At 43.5% G+C, this 14,914-nt stretch carries 14 protein-coding genes; 10 read left to right on the forward strand and 4 right to left on the reverse strand.

Annotation, left to right across the window (positions count from 1 at the left end; translation table 11 throughout):
* Nucleotides 1-86: 86 nt before the first annotated feature.
* Nucleotides 87-986, reverse strand: a complete 900-nt coding sequence (gene rsmA, locus RYO92_RS03805; protein WP_315369537.1) for a 16S rRNA (adenine(1518)-N(6)/adenine(1519)-N(6))-dimethyltransferase RsmA — start codon at nucleotides 984-986, stop codon at nucleotides 87-89.
* A 146-nt stretch (nucleotides 987-1,132) separates the two neighbouring features.
* On the opposite strand from rsmA, the gene relB reads away from it, so the two are divergent.
* The 7 genes from relB to RYO92_RS03840 all read left to right on the forward strand — a co-directional run bounded on the left by relB (nucleotide 1,133) and on the right by RYO92_RS03840 (nucleotide 7,421).
* A complete protein-coding gene (gene relB / locus RYO92_RS03810) occupies nucleotides 1,133-1,354 on the forward strand; it encodes a type II toxin-antitoxin system RelB family antitoxin (protein ID WP_314346209.1) in 222 nt (73 codons plus the stop codon).
* Nucleotides 1,351-1,626, forward strand: coding sequence for a type II toxin-antitoxin system RelE family toxin (locus tag RYO92_RS03815; RefSeq protein WP_314964640.1), 276 nt, complete (start codon nucleotides 1,351-1,353; stop codon nucleotides 1,624-1,626). Before relB ends, RYO92_RS03815 begins: the two co-directional genes overlap by 4 nt.
* Complete coding sequence (locus RYO92_RS03820; protein WP_315369538.1) at nucleotides 1,616-2,149, forward strand: NUDIX hydrolase; 534 nt, start codon at nucleotides 1,616-1,618, stop codon at nucleotides 2,147-2,149. Before RYO92_RS03815 ends, RYO92_RS03820 begins: the two co-directional genes overlap by 11 nt.
* A gap of 140 nt (nucleotides 2,150-2,289) precedes the next feature.
* Nucleotides 2,290-3,291 carry a rod shape-determining protein gene (locus RYO92_RS03825; RefSeq protein WP_183683430.1) on the forward strand — a complete coding sequence of 334 codons (1,002 nt, stop codon included), beginning with the start codon at nucleotides 2,290-2,292 and terminating at the stop codon, nucleotides 3,289-3,291.
* Entirely contained in the window at nucleotides 3,275-5,554 is a 2,280-nt protein-coding gene (gene recD2 / locus RYO92_RS03830; protein WP_442945617.1) for an SF1B family DNA helicase RecD2, read from the forward strand. The genes RYO92_RS03825 and recD2 overlap by 17 nt, the downstream gene beginning before the upstream one ends.
* 91 nt (nucleotides 5,555-5,645) lie before the next feature.
* The gene (locus RYO92_RS03835) at nucleotides 5,646-6,548 is read left to right on the forward strand and encodes a helix-turn-helix domain-containing protein (RefSeq protein ID WP_315369540.1); all 903 of its coding nucleotides are present in this window, start codon (nucleotides 5,646-5,648) and stop codon (nucleotides 6,546-6,548) included.
* Between the two features lie 147 nt (nucleotides 6,549-6,695).
* Entirely contained in the window at nucleotides 6,696-7,421 is a 726-nt protein-coding gene (locus RYO92_RS03840; RefSeq protein WP_315369541.1) for a ComF family protein, read from the forward strand.
* Here RYO92_RS03840 and RYO92_RS03845 read toward each other — a convergent pair whose 3' ends face one another.
* Complete coding sequence (locus RYO92_RS03845; protein ID WP_315369542.1) at nucleotides 7,422-8,345, reverse strand: LysR family transcriptional regulator; 924 nt, start codon at nucleotides 8,343-8,345, stop codon at nucleotides 7,422-7,424.
* A gap of 368 nt (nucleotides 8,346-8,713) precedes the next feature.
* Here RYO92_RS03845 and malQ point away from each other — a divergent pair, with 368 nt between their 5' ends.
* A complete protein-coding gene (gene malQ / locus RYO92_RS03850; protein ID WP_315369543.1) occupies nucleotides 8,714-10,225 on the forward strand; it encodes a 4-alpha-glucanotransferase in 1,512 nt (503 codons plus the stop codon).
* On the opposite strand, the gene RYO92_RS03855 is transcribed toward malQ, so the two are convergent.
* Both RYO92_RS03855 and RYO92_RS03860 read right to left on the reverse strand, forming a co-directional pair.
* Nucleotides 10,182-10,901: a YggS family pyridoxal phosphate-dependent enzyme gene (locus RYO92_RS03855; protein WP_007158294.1), complete on the reverse strand. Its 720-nt coding sequence runs from the start codon at nucleotides 10,899-10,901 to the stop codon at nucleotides 10,182-10,184. The two genes, malQ and RYO92_RS03855, sit on opposite strands and share 44 nt — an antisense overlap.
* Before the next feature lie 215 nt (nucleotides 10,902-11,116).
* A complete protein-coding gene (locus RYO92_RS03860) occupies nucleotides 11,117-11,986 on the reverse strand; it encodes a nitroreductase family protein (RefSeq protein ID WP_007158293.1) in 870 nt (289 codons plus the stop codon).
* 414 nt (nucleotides 11,987-12,400) lie between these two features.
* On the opposite strand from RYO92_RS03860, the gene RYO92_RS03865 reads away from it, so the two are divergent.
* Nucleotides 12,401-12,946 (forward strand): HD domain-containing protein, encoded by a 546-nt coding sequence (locus RYO92_RS03865; RefSeq protein WP_314668888.1) that lies wholly within the window; start codon nucleotides 12,401-12,403, stop codon nucleotides 12,944-12,946.
* A 325-nt stretch (nucleotides 12,947-13,271) separates the two neighbouring features.
* Nucleotides 13,272-14,897, forward strand: coding sequence for a sulfatase-like hydrolase/transferase (locus tag RYO92_RS03870; RefSeq protein WP_315369544.1), 1,626 nt, complete (start codon nucleotides 13,272-13,274; stop codon nucleotides 14,895-14,897).
* Nucleotides 14,898-14,914 lie beyond the last annotated feature (17 nt).

Genomic DNA, 14,914 nt, shown 5'->3' on the forward strand with positions numbered 1-14,914 from the left:
CAGGCGAAGTTAGCGAGAGCGTGCCCCGGGTTTAGACCTATTAATGCATATACAAAAGCTTGATTATTTTACAACTCCTTTTTTACTTACTCACAAAACCTGCAGAACACGGACTTTTGTTTTTCCCTCCACTCCGGATCCAAGTTATCACTGATTTCCGCAAACTCATCTAAGCTAAGGGTCTCTCCTCTCACATTTTCCGGATAGGAAAGGGCGGAAAGTACGCTTTTAATCACTTCCTTATCTAAAGAAAGGCCGGCAGACAGGGCATTCACCAATGTCTTCCTTCTCTGCATAAAGGAAGCTTTAATGGTCTTAAAGAGATATTCCGGATTCTCACATTCCACAGGGGATTCCTTATAAACAGAGAGGTGAATCACCATGGAACTTACCTTGGGACGGGGAATAAAGCAGTGGGGAGGAACCTCCTGTACAATCTCCGGCTTACTGTAGTATTGCACTGCAAGAGATAAAGCGCCGTAGTCCTTGGTACCGGGGCCGGCCTGCATTCTCTCCGCAACCTCCTTTTGTACCATTACGGTGATGGAGCTAAGAGGAAGCTTCTTTTCCAGTAAGGAGAGTAAAATGGGGGTGGTGATGTAGTAGGGAAGATTTGCCACTACCTTTACGGAATAAAAGTCAGGGTATTCCTTTAAAAGCTCCGTAAAGTCCACCTTCAAAACATCCTGATGCAGGAGGCGAAAATTCTCTTTACCGGCAAGGTTCTCCTCTAAAATAGGAATCAGCTTATCATCAATTTCAATGGCAATCACCTGCCCTGCATGCTCGCAAAGGGCTTCTGTTAAGGTTCCGATTCCGGGACCAATCTCAATCACCAGATCCTCTTTCTGAATCTTGGCGTGAGAAATGATATGATCCAAGACAGATGAATCAATTAAAAAATTTTGACCGAATTGCTTCTTAAACTGGAAGTTTGTCCTTTGCAATACGGCAATGGTCTCTTTGGAATCCACAAGCTTAGCCATCTTTATACCCCCTAATTTTTCTGTGTAAAATCTTGCCATATTTTCTCTTGGAAAGCAAGAAGAGAGACTATTCCTTTTTTCCGGAGAGAAATTGACGAAGAATAGTATATATAATACAATGTATTACAAATGAAAGGAGGGGTAGAATGACGATCTCTTTAAGGTTAAATGAAGCGGACTCTATGCTTTTTAAAAAATATGCGGAATTGCATGGGATTAGCGTATCGGAATTGCTTAGACGCTCAGTGATTGAACATATTGAAGAGGAGTATGATTTGCAGGCTTATGAGGAAGCCATAGCGGAATATCATGAAAATCCCATCACCTACTCCCTTGATGAGGTGGAGAAAGAGCTGGGCTTAGGATGAGTTTTAGGGTTGTATTTTCTGATAAAGCACTAAAGCAGATGAAAAAGCTGGACAAGTACACAGCTTCTCTTATTGTTGCCTGGCTGAGAAAGAACTTAGAAGGCTGTGAAGATCCCAGGAAACATGGAAAGGGCTTAACAGCTAATAGAAGTGGACAATGGAGATATAGAGTAGGGGATTATAGAATCATTGCGGAAATCCAGGAGGATAAAGTAATTGTTCTGGTATTGGGAATAGGGCATAGGAGGGATATTTATCAAAATGATATCTAAGGAAAATAAATTGAGCCTAAGGCTACAGGATAGGGAATTTCCCTTTGAATATATTGACCATGACAGAGAGATTGCCCGGGGAATCATCTTTGATGAGGAGAAGAATTTCTATTTTGTGAGAATTCATAGGGATGATTCTTTCGGAAAGGCGACTCTGATTGAAACTTCCGGGGGCGGTGTAGAAAAGGGAGAGAATTTAGAGGACGCTATCAAAAGAGAGTTAAAGGAAGAACTGGGCGCCGAGGTGGAAATCCTTCGAGAGATAGGAATCGTCAGTGATTATTACAACCATGTACATCGGCATAACATTAACCATTATTTTTTGTGCAAAGTCCGTTCCTTTGGGGAAAAGAACTTGATGCCCTACGAAATCCGAGATTTTCGCATGGAAAGCTTGAAGCTAAGCTATGAAGAGGCCATAAGGGAATATGAAAAATGCAGTAATACAAAGTTGGGAAGGCTGATTGCGCAAAGGGAAGTTCCGGTTTTGGAAGAGGTAAAGAAGATACTTTTAATGAATTAAACTTTTAAAATTGTAAAACATTTGCTAAATAGAAAATATTCAAAAATATTAAAAAAAATATCTCCCTTAGACTACTTTCCCTTTCTTTTTCAATCCGTTATACTATAAAAGAAATATTGTGGCTATTTATGGAGGAATTTATGTTTTCCTTGATTTCAAATGATATCGGAATCGACTTGGGAACATCCAGTATTCTGATTTATATAAAGGGTAGAGGGGTCGTACTGAAAGAGCCCTCTGTCATTGCGGTAAATAAAGAAAATGATGAAGTGGTAGCCTTTGGTGAGGATGCCCGTCTTATGCTGGGAAGAACCCCGGACAATATTTCCGCTGTTCGCCCTCTTCGCCAAGGTGTGATTTCCAATTACACCAGAACAGAGCAGATGCTGAAGTACTTTATCAATAAGGCGGTGGGCAGAAGAACTTTAAGAAAGCCCAGAATCTGCGTTTGCATTCCCAGCGGAGCAACGGAGGTGGAGAAGAAGGCGGTGCAGGATGCAGCCAGCCATGCAGGAGCCAGAGAAGTAAGCATTATTGAGGAGCCTGTGGCAGCAGCAATCGGTGCAGGCATCGACATTTACAAGCCCCAGGGAAATATGATTATCGATATCGGTGGAGGAACCTCCGACATTGCAGTAATTGCTTTAGGAGGCCCGGTGGTTTCCGAGTCCATTAAGGTGGCGGGAGATGACTTTGATGAAGCCATTCTTCGCTATATGAGAAAGAAGCATAATCTTCTGATTGGGGAAAGAACTGCTGAGGAAATGAAGATCAATATTGGTTGTGCCAGCAAGAGACCGGAGAATGTTACCATGGAGGTTCGGGGACGAAACTTGGTTACCGCCCTGCCAAAGACCGTAGTGGTAAGTTCAGATGAGCTTTTGGATGCTCTCTTAGAGCCGGCAAGCATGATTGTGAATGCGGTACATCATGTACTGGAAAGAACACCGCCGGAGCTTGCGGCGGACATCTATGAGCGTGGAATCGTGATGACCGGAGGGGGAGCCCTTCTTTACGGTTTAGACAAGCTGATGCAGGAAAAGACCGGAATCACCACCATGCTGGCGGAGGATCCTCTTACAGCGGTGGCTATCGGAACAGGAAAGTCCATTGATTTAAGCAACGATGATGATGACTTCTAGTCTGGAAGAAATAGAAGGAAATGTATCCCATATCGTTTTTCGCAGCGAGGAAACGGGATACACTGTGTGTAGTATTACGGACAAGGGAGAAGAGTTCACTTTGGTGGGAAGCTTCTCCCATATTTCTGTGTCCGAAAAGATTAAGGCAAAGGGACGCTGGAAGGAACATCCGGTCTACGGAAAGCAGTTTAGCGTGGAGGAGTATCAGCTGGAAGTTCCGGACAGTCTTTTTGGCATTGAACAATATTTGGCTTCGGGAGCCATTAAGGGAATCGGGAAGGCCATTGCCGCCCGAATCGTGAAAAAATTCAAAGAAGACAGCCTACGGATTATGGAGGAGGAGCCGGAGCGTCTTGCGGAAATTCACGGCATTTCCATGCAAAAGGCCATGGATATTGCTACGAACCTTTCAGGGCAGCGGGAGCAGCAGGACATTTTACTCCTCCTACAGGGCTATGGCATCAGCCTGAATCTATCCTATAAGATCTATCAGCATTTTCAGGGAGAGACGCTACGGGTTTTACAGGAAAATCCCTACCGTATTGCGGAGGAGCTGGAGGGAGTCGGCTTTAAGAAATGTGATGAGCTGGCAAAAAAGGTGGGAGTGGAGAAAGAATCCCCCTTCCGTATGCGAGCCGGCATCAACTATACCCTCTTACAGGGAGAGTGGCATGGACATTGCTACCTTCCTTTTTCGATTTTAAAAAGAGAGGCGGAGCGGATTTTGGAGATGCCTCTGGAGGACTTGGAAGAGCAGCTTCTGGAGCTGCAGTTGCAGGGGAAGGTGAAGGTCAAGGGGGAAAATGTCTACTGGGCCAGTACCTATTATCGGGAAATGCGGGTGGCCTCCCGTCTTTTACAGTTAAATGTGGAAGAGGAAGAGGCTCATGTGGATTCCTGGGAAAAGGCCATTGATAAGCTTTTGGACAGGGAAAAAATCACCTTGGACCCTCTCCAAAGAAAGGCGGTAAGCCTGGCCGCATCCTCCGGGGTTTTGGTCATTACCGGAGGGCCGGGAACAGGAAAGACAACTACCATAAAAACCATCTTACAGCTCTTTACCGGACAGGGAAAAAGCATTGCTTTGGCGGCACCCACCGGAAGAGCGGCGAAACGAATGGGGGAAGCTACGGATTACCCGGCGAAAACTCTCCACCGGCTCTTGGAATACATGGGCCGAGAGGATCAGGAGCAGGAGGATCGGGATTTTTCCCTGTTCCAAAGAAATGAAGAAAACCCTCTGGAATATGATGTGCTGATTGTGGATGAAATGAGTATGGTGGATCTGTATTTAATGGATGCCTTACTTCGTGCCGTTCCCGTGGGCTGCCGTTTGATTTTGGTGGGGGACAGTGAACAGCTTCCCTCTGTGGGAGCGGGAAATGTGTTAAAGGACATTATTGCCTCTCAATGCATGAAAACCATTTCCCTAAAGAAGATTTTTAGGCAGGCCATGGAGTCGGATATTGTGGTAAACGCCCACAAAATAAACCAAGGGATAGAGCCGGATCTTGGGAAGAAATCCAAGGACTTTTTCTTTATTCGGGGGCAGGAGCCGAAGCAGATTCTGGAAAATATCGCCATTTTGATGAAGGAAAAGCTCCCCAAATATCTTTCCACCGAACCTCTTTCCATTCAGGTAATGTCCCCGCAGAAGAAGGGACTTTTGGGGGTGGAAAATCTGAACCGCTTTTTGCAGGAACGCTTGAACCCTCCCGGAAAGAACAAGCCGGAATATGAGGGAAGCGGCAACATTTTCCGGCTGGGAGATAAGGTTATGCAAATTAAAAATGACTACCAGCTGGCCTGGGAAATTCCCGGAAACTTTAACCTGCCCATAGAAAGCGGAGAAGGAGTTTTTAACGGAGACATCGGAAAGATAACGGAAATCAATGCCTACCAAAAGACGGTAACGGTGTTCTTCGAGGAAAAAAAGGTGGTTTATAGCTTTCAGGATTTGGAAAATCTGGAGCTGGCCTATGCCATTACCATCCATAAGTCACAGGGATCGGAGTATCCGGCGGTGTTGCTTCCCATGTATCCCGGTCCGAAAATGCTGATGAGCAGAAATATTCTTTACACCGCCATTACCCGGGCCAAGTCCTGTGTCTGCCTTTTGGGGCATCCCAAGGTCTTTCTGGAAATGCTTCACAACGAGCAGGAGTTAAAGCGCTACTCCGGCTTGGCGAAGCAATTACAGGATATCGGAGAAAGCTTTTCCGCCTCTTTTTCAATGGATAGCGGAAATCCATTTTTAGAATAGGATATCATTCTACTTCCGAGGGCTGTGATTTCTCTTTCCTATAAGTTATTATCCCATAAGCTACTATCACAGCATAGGAATGGGGGACTGTATGGATCTTGTTAAAATCGGAAAGTATATTGCGGGAAAAAGAAAGAATTTGGGGCTGACCCAAAAGCAGCTTGCCGAGAAAATAGGTATGAGTGATAAGTCTGTCTCCAAGTGGGAGAGAGGTATTTGCCTTCCGGATGTATCGCTTTATTTTGACCTTTGTTCCATTTTAGGCATTAGTATTAACGAGTTTTTAGCCGGCGAAGATATTGTCAATGAGAATATTGAAAAGAAGTCGGAAGAAAATATCATCAGTGTTGTAACAGACAGTGAACACAGACAAAAAAGATTAAAATATATCATCTGTGCATTGCTGATTCTTTCCATACTTACAACTGCGGTAATTGCTACTTCCCTATATCGTGCCTACAGGCCGATGAACTTTATTACACCGATGGACGAGAATAGTGTAGAAATGCAGACGGTGAATCTGATTGCCGGGCCGGATGGAGCAAATGCTTATCAATTTACGACCACTGATAAGTTTGCTCGACTCAAGATTTATTATTCAGAATATCATCAGGGAAAACTGCTAAACAAAGAACCGATAGAGATTGGCTTTGAGGATATGGATTCCCCGAAAAATGGAGGCATTATCATCGTTCCGGATTATGATCATGCAATAATAAAGCTTGTGGTTTGGACAGATGCGGAAGCTAAGGCTTCTATAAACTTGCCTCTTATGGAAGGGGTAGAGGGAAGAGAATACTATATCAGATCACAGATTCGAATAGAGGGAGAACCAGAAATCCTTTATGACACTGAAGACGTATTGCTGGCATGGGTATATGATAAGGATGAGCTAAAGATCCCGAATCTTCAGGATTTGCTCTTAGAAAAAACCGATGCCTTCTCTGAGGATGAGTATATCTATATTTTCTCTTATGAGTTTTGCAAAAAATAAGGGATTTATATGCATCGAAGCGGAAAGCATTGGATTGACCCGGAAATAAGGGTATTAGTCCGGGAGGATTGTTATTAGCTCGGAAGTATTGGAATACTTCGATAAAAGAATATCATGAAATCGAAAGATAGAGGAATAGGAGGAGCTATGGGAAAAAAGGAAGACTGGAAAGAAGCCATCATCAATGCCCTCTTTCCTCCTCGCTGTATCCTTTGTGATGAGCTTACGGAAAGCGGAAAAGAAGAAATCTGTCCTGCCTGCAAAGCTTACGAAATAATCATGGAGGAGCCGGTCTGTAAAAAATGCGGACGAGGGATTCTTTTGGATACGGAGGAGTACTGCGGAAACTGTAAAAGACACCGTTTTTCCTTTTCTACCGGTATGATGCTGTATGAATTAACAGAGGAAGTAGAGGATGCTTTAGTGCTTCTGAAGTATAAAGGCAGAAAAGATAAAGGTGTCTTTTTCGGAAAGAAAGCCGGAGAAGTTTTTCGGAAAAAGATAGAAGAACTGGGGATTCAGGCCATTATTCCTGTGCCGGTGCACCCAAACAGAAGAAGGGAAAGGGGCTATAATCAGGCAGAGGTCATAGGAGAAAGCCTAGCAAAGGTCTGCGGCATCCCTCTGGTTTCAGAGTATCTACAGAGAGTCAAGAAAACAAAGGCCCTAAAGGACTGTAGCCCGGAGGAAAGACTATTAAATCTCTTGGAAGCAATTCACTGTGAAGCATTACCCTCGGATGTAAAGCGTGTGCTTTTGGTGGATGACATCTTTACCACCGGAGCCACTATGGAGGCTTGCAGCAGAAAGCTCCTAGAAGCCGGAGCGGAGGAAGTGCATATCCTTTCCATAGCAGGAAGGGTAGAGCGATAGTTAGAATGACTCTTCCTCGGAGAAGGAGGACCAATACTCCTCCGCTAAGGAAATCAATTCTACCAGGGCCTTCGTTAGAGGCTTATCTTTCCGATACACCGCCACCGCATTCATTTTCGGATGTGTCTTACAGGGAATCAGGCGGATGCTGTCCGGTACATGGGCACGGTTATTGCTACCGATAAAGGAGCAGTAATCTGAAGATTCCACAAGAGCCATTTGATAATGAATTCCCTCCACATCCATAGGCACATAGGGGTCAATGCCTGCATCTTCAAAGGCCATTTCCGCAACGGATCGTTCAGTAGAATCCTTTGGCGCCAGCACAAAGGGAAGTTCGGCGAGCTTAGCCAAATCAATTTCTTCCAAATCTTCCTCTTCTTCTAAAACCTCTAATAAAGGATGATTTTTGGCAATAGCCAAAAGCAATTCTACCTTTCCCAGCAGCTTATATTCCATACGATAGCTTTGCTTATCCCCCATTAAGACAATACCTAAATCAATGGTGCCGTTTTTCACCAATTCCTGTGCCTTTAAGCCCTTCATAGAGGTAAATTGCAATTTTACATTGGGATGGCTTTCGTGGAATTTTTGGAAAATGTAGCACATCATATAGTCTCCCTGAAGTCCTGTGGCTCCGATGGCAATTTCTTCGTTATGAAGCTGGCTAAGCTCTGCAATCTTGGCATAGCAGTCCTTCTTCATATTCATCATTTTCCGGGCTGCTTCCACATAGATTCTGCCGGCCTCCGTTACGCTACATTCATTTCCTTTGCGGGCAAAGAGCTTTGTGCCCAGCTCCCGCTCCAGATTTAAAAGCTGTAAATTCAAAGCAGGCTGGGAGATAAAAAGTCGTTCTGCCGCCCTGCTGATATTTTTTTCCTCTGCAATTCTTAGGATATGTTCTAATTTCTTTAAGTCCATGCTGTCTCTAATACTCCTTTATCTCAGGAGGATTTTTCTTAAAATTTATGTTCTCAAAAATTCTTTGAGAAGCTTTTTCTATGCTACAGTTTTTGAAAATCCCCTAAGCTGTCTTGTAAAGGTATATCGGCAAAAAAGAAAAGCCTATCAATAGCAAAAAGAAAAGCCTGGCAAGCTCATTTTATTTGACAGATTCCTTAGTTCCATGTAAAGTGAAAAAAATTTAAATGCAATTTTATTTTGTTGCAGTGCAAACTAAAGGAGGAAAGGAATTCAGTTCCTTAGATATATATTGTCCATAGCTGCCGAAATAAAATAGAGCATTTATTACTGCAAAGCATTAATTCCCTTGAAAGGAGAAAAATAAAATGAAAAAAAGAGAAGCAGGGGTATTACTTCCTTTATTTTCCTTACCGGGAGAAGAGGGAATCGGAACTATGGGAAAGGAAGCCAGAGCATTTATAGACTTTTTGGCGGAGACGGGAAACCGGGTTTGGCAGATTCTTCCCATGGGGCCAACAGGTTACGGAGATTCTCCCTACCAGTCCTTTTCCGCCTTTGCGGGAAATCCGTACTTTATTGATTTGGAAAGCCTGAAAGAGGAAGGTCTTTTGGAAGAGGCGGATTTGGAAAAGGAACGCTTTAAGGAATCCAAAGAGAAGATTTCCTATGGACTTTTGTATGAACTCAAGCACAAAATCCTCCGAAAGGCCTATGAAAACTGGCTTTCCAAGGGGGGGAATCTTTCTGTGCTTTTGGAGGGAAGAAGCAAGGAAAATTTTGACTATTGCCTCTTTATGGCTTTAAAGGACTTTTTTAACGGCATTCCCTGGCTTTCCTTTGAAAAGCCCTATCGGGATAAGGATCAAGCGACTATAGAGAAGTTTTTGGAGGAGCACAAGCAGGAAGTGGGCTATTATGCCTTTTTGCAAATGCAGTACGATAAGCAGTGGCAGGCTCTTTTAGCCTATGCCCATGAGAAGGATATCCTGATATTTGGCGATATTCCCATTTATTGTGCCATGGACAGTGCGGATGCTTGGGGAAATCGGGGATTGTTCCAGTTTGATGAAACAGGATACCCCTCTTCTGTTGCAGGAGTACCGCCTGATGCCTTTTCCGAGACCGGACAGCTTTGGGGAAATCCCTTGTATGACTGGGAGAAGCACAAGGCGGAAGATTACGCTTGGTGGTGTAAGCGGATGGAATATTGCTTGAATCAATTTGACCTGCTGCGAGTAGATCATTTCCGTGGCTTCGAGTCCTATTATGCGGTAGAGTATGGTGCGGAAACCGCCATGGTGGGAGAGTGGAGAGAAGGACCGGGCTTTGGTCTTTTTCAGGCGATTCAGAAGCATTTTCAGAAGGAAGAACTGCCGATTATTGCAGAAGACCTGGGAGTAATCACCAAGGAAGTGGAAGAGCTGATTGCAAAAACCGGTTTTCCCGGCATGAAGATTTTGCAGTTTGCATTTTCCGACTTTGAAAATGTCTACCTGCCCCATATGTTAAAGGATAGTAATTCCGTGTATTATACCGGAACTCATGATAACGATACCTTGAGAAACTGGTTTGAAACCCTGTCAGATTGGGAGAGGAGCAATGTATACCATTACCTTTCCCGCTCCCAAAATGACTGGAATGCAATGACAGAGCTTTTGATTAAGACTGCCCTTTCCAGCATTTCCTATTTATGCATAATTCCTGCAGGAGATTATCTGGAATGCGGAGCAGAGGGAAGAATCAATGCGCCGGGAACTGCGGAAGGAAACTGGCAGTGGCGTCTTCCGGAAAATGCTTTTAACGAAGAAAAGAAGGCTGTGATTTCGGACTTGCTTAGGACTTATGGGCGTTTCCATAGTCCCGTGCCCCAAAAATAAAGGAGCCGACACGAACCATGGTAGCCCCTTCTTCGACGGCTACTTCATAATCTCCGCTCATCCCCATGGAAAGTTCCTTAAGGGGAAGGGCGGGGAATTTTTTTTGCATATTTGTTAAGAGATTTTTTAATGCCCGAAAATGAACCCGGTTCTCCTCCGGATTCTCTGTAAAAGGAGCAACGGTCATAAAACCGCAGAGTTTGACATGGGGGAGATCTTTACATTCCTCCAAAGCCTGCTCCACCTCTTCCAAGAAGAAGCCGGATTTACTTTCTTCCTTAGCTACATTGACTTCTAATAAAACGGAGGCAAGTTCCTCTTTCTTGGCGTATTCCTTTTCCACCTCTAAAGCCAGGGGAAGGGAGTCAATGGAATGAATCATCTTTACTCTGCCGGGAAGATATTTTACCTTATTCTTCTGAAGAGAACCAATCATATGAAAAGAGGGGGCATCCTTTAGTAAAAGGCTATCCTCCTGCAGGAGGGCAAATTTGTCCCGGATTTCCTGCACCTTGTTCTCTCCGAAATCCCGAATGCCAAAGCTATAGGCTTCCTGAATGGCTTCGTAGGGCTTGGTTTTGGAAACGCCGATAAGAAGAACCTCCTCCGGCTTTCTTCCGGACCTTTCACAGGCCTTACGAATATTTTCCCGAACAATTTGAATTTCTATTTCCATAGGAGTTTCCTTTCTACTAAAGTTATATATACAGATAACTCTATTATAGAAGCTTTTTAGAGAAAGGACTATAGAAAAAGCGAAGTTAAACTGCGACTTGTAACCCTATTGTAACCAAAGTTAAGTTGTGACTTATAACTTCAGTGCAAGCAAAGTTAAACTGCGACTCGTAACCCTATTGCAATCAAAGTGCAGCGCTTTCAAGTCTGCACGATTTAGAACAAGCGGTATGTTCCCACCACGAAATATTCCTCCGGAACCTTCCACTCAGGCTTCTTCTCCACGGTGCCTACGGTCCAGCTATCCGGCTTATGGAAATGTGCGGTCAGAACGGTATGGAAGTAGAACATTACAATACCGTCATTTAAGTACCGGTCTTCCTTGGTGATATGCTTAACCTCCCGATCCAGAAGATAGAGCATATTGTCTTCTATTAAGAAACGATAGGTCTGGCGATTCAATGCGGCCGGGGCAAGACTTGAGGCATAAAAGGCCTTCTCCCAGTTCGGATCCATGGCATCCTCGGCAAAATCACAGTTCTGTCCGAAAACAGACTGGGAAACCAGTTCATCCATGGCAATCTTAGGGGCAATATGTCCTTTGATTTTTTCCATGCGTACATCGGATCTGGACTTAATATCAATACGATTGCTGTCCTTCTCCGGATTACCATGTCCAAAGCTAATGCAGGTGGTAACCGTAAGGGGAGAACTAATATTTAAAGCGGTTTTTACCGCCTTTGCTTCGTTAATCGATAAAAAGCAGGTATTTAATTTCAGTTCTGTAAGCTTTAACTCTAACTGTGCAGCCAGATAACCCGCATGGATGTAGCCTTCTTCGCTGTCCTCTCCCAAAAGCAGAATATAGTTAGGGGCAAAAAAAGCATTTCCCATATAGCCTACGATGCCTTCCAAACGAGGACCGGCTTCCTTTCCCAGTAAAAGAATCTCAGTCTTCTGCTCCGGAATAAGGGGAGACAGCTCCTTCATATACTGCCGTACCTGCTCCAGCAACTTTTCATCTACCTTCTTATCCTTATAGCTACGGATGGAACTCCGTTCTTTAATGAGCTCTCTCCACTTCATAATGTGTCCTCTCTTTCTCCTGAATCAGTGATTTTTTCCAGTCTCTTCCTATAAAAATAGGAGAGTTTTTCTAAATAGACTAAAGCTATTCTATCATAAGAATGGGAAAAGCTCTAAGAGAACTTTGCATTTCTACAGTTTTCTTTGTAGAAAGTCCTGACGGATATTTGTAGAAAACGGCGAGACGAAATATATTCTCTTTGTGGAAAATGGAGTGAGAAAGGGAAGCCCTTTATGATATTTTGCAGAAAAGGGAGCAAAAAAGAAGTCTTATGCATTTTAGGTACCGCGCCGAAATATGGGGTGTAGATTTCCTACTCTTTTTTTAAAATTCTCGAAAGAGTATTGCAGGAGCATAGGGGAAAGAGTATAGTAATAACGTTTCTTAATTTTAAATAGATAGAAAGGGAACAGATGGATTTAAAGAAAGAACATCTTGAATTTATTCAGCAGTTTAAAGAAATTACGGAAAATAAGGAATATTGTAAGTTGAAGGCGGTGCCTCGGCATGGAAGTACCAATACCTTCGACCATAGTGTTCGTGTGGCCTATATGGCATATCATTTGGCAAAAAGCTGGGGCATGGATGCGGACAGCGCGGCCAGAATCGGTTTCCTTCATGATTTTTGCATGATTGACTATCATAAGGATGACGGTACTACCCATAACGGACGTTGGTACTGCTTTTATCATCCGGAGGATGCGGTGGAGAACTCCGAAGCACAGAATTTTGCTTTAACGGAGACAGAGAAGAGAGCGATTTTAACCCATATGTTCCCTCTTTCTACCCGTATTCCCAACAGCAGGATAGCCTATTTATTGACTTTATCCGACAAGACCGTAGCCCTGCAGGAGTCTTGGCAGAATGCGGTGGATGCCTTTGCCAGATTCAGAGAGATGCTGCATCTTTCTCCCAAGAAGGCACCGGTTTATGTCCGGAACAGAGAGGATGAAGAATAAAATTTTTCGGAGATTTTTCTCCTACTATAAAAATGGAGCGACTTTCGGTTTTCGAGGTCGTTCTATTTTTTTATTTTCTCTAATGGATCCATATTTTCGACTTTTTTATAGCCCATATTCAAATTTTTCCTGATGACTCTCTTTTTGATTCGCGGCTTTATGCTATACCCTTGTGCTAAAGAGGGAAAAGTTGTATTTTTATTTCTGGACAAAAGCTTTTATACGCATAGAGAAATATTATATTGTCGGATAACAATTCGATCGTCAAAAGAATACTATACAGCAAGAAGATTATTTGCTTCCTGCGTGAGAAGGTGAATATTTCATGGAACAAAATAAGGACAACAAAAAATCAATAGGGAAAATGCTCCTTCCCTATCTTTTATTTTTTCTGCTGGGATTATGCTGCCTGTTTCGCTTGTCCTATCTTTTTTTGGTCAGCAACTGGGAAGAGCTTACGGTAGATGAGATTCTCTTTCATATTTTCGCTCCTATGGGTGGAGCCAACGGACATCTGGTACAGCTTTTTATTACCACAGCCTTGGCCCCTGCCATTCTTTTATGGCTATCCCTCTCTGTATTTTATTATTATTTCTATCAAAAGCAAAAGAAGCGAAATTTCCTTCCCAAAATCAAGAAGGCCTTCCTGCCTCTATGCGGTTTTTTCAGCATTTTCCTTGTGGCAGTGACCATTGCAGATGCCTGGGACGGTATTTCTCTTGGTTCCTTTTTAAGCTCTCAGTTTCAATCCTCCAAGTTTATTGAAGAGCATTATGTGGATCCGAAGAATGTGGACTTGAAATTTCCGGAGAAGAAAAGAAATCTTATCTATATTTATATGGAGTCCACAGAGCTTACCTTTATGGACAAGGAACACGGCGGAGATTTTCCGGAGAATCTTCTGCCCGAGCTGATGGCCTTGGGGGAAGAGGGAGAGGACTTTGCCGGAGAGGGTGAGAAAAGGAATGGGGGAATTGCCCTTCCCGGAGCCACCTGGACCATGGGAGCGATTTTTGGAGAGAGCACCGGTCTTCCTTTGAAAATCTCCATTGAGCAAAATTCTATGGATAGCCAGAAGCATTTTTTCCCTTCCGTAACCGCCCTGGGCGATATTTTGGAGGAGGAAGGTTATAATCAAAAATTCCTCTTAGGCTCTGTAGGCTATTTTGGCGGAAGAGAGCTTTTCATGGAGGATCACGGAAATGTAGCCGTGGAGGATTTTTCCTATTGGAAGAGAAAAGGCAAATTTCCCAGAAACTATTGGGTGAACTGGGGCTTTGAGGACGAGAAGCTTTTTCTGTACGCGAAGGAAGAATTGGAAAATCTGGGGAAGGCGGAACAACCCTTTAATTTAACTCTGCTTACAGTGGATACCCATTTTCCGGATGGTTATGTGTGCAGACTTTGTGAAAGAAAACACCCGAAAAATCAGTATGCGGATGTTTACCAATGTACATCCCGGCAGGTATCCAACTTTGTTCACTGGGTACAGCAGCAGCCTTTTTATGAAAATACAACCATAGTCATTTCCGGGGATCACCCCACAATGGATCACGATTTTTGTAATGATGTGGAAAAAAGCTATCAAAGAAAGGTTTTCACCACCTATCTAAATGCTGTTCCCGGGGTGGAAGAAAAAAAATATCGGGAATACAGTACTTTTGATGATTTTCCCACCACTTTGGCAGCCATGGGGGTAGAAATTCCGGGAGATAAGCTGGGACTAGGCAGAAATTTATTTTCCAATACCCCAACCCTTATAGAAGAATACGGATTAAAGCATGTAAAAAAAGAACTGGAAAAACGCTCCGACTTTATGATATCCCTGGGACAGATTGACAAAGAATCCGCCTTTATCCAGAAGGAAGAAAAGAAGAAGGAAAAAGAGGAGAAGAAAAAGAAGGAGGTGGAGGAGCAAAGCAAAAAAATAAAAGAAACGCAGAGGAAGTGATGAAACAATGCAATGGT

The sequence above is a fragment of the Oribacterium sinus genome (genome assembly GCF_963553175.1).
GTDB classification, from domain to species: Bacteria; Bacillota; Clostridia; order Lachnospirales; family Lachnospiraceae; genus Oribacterium; species Oribacterium sinus_B.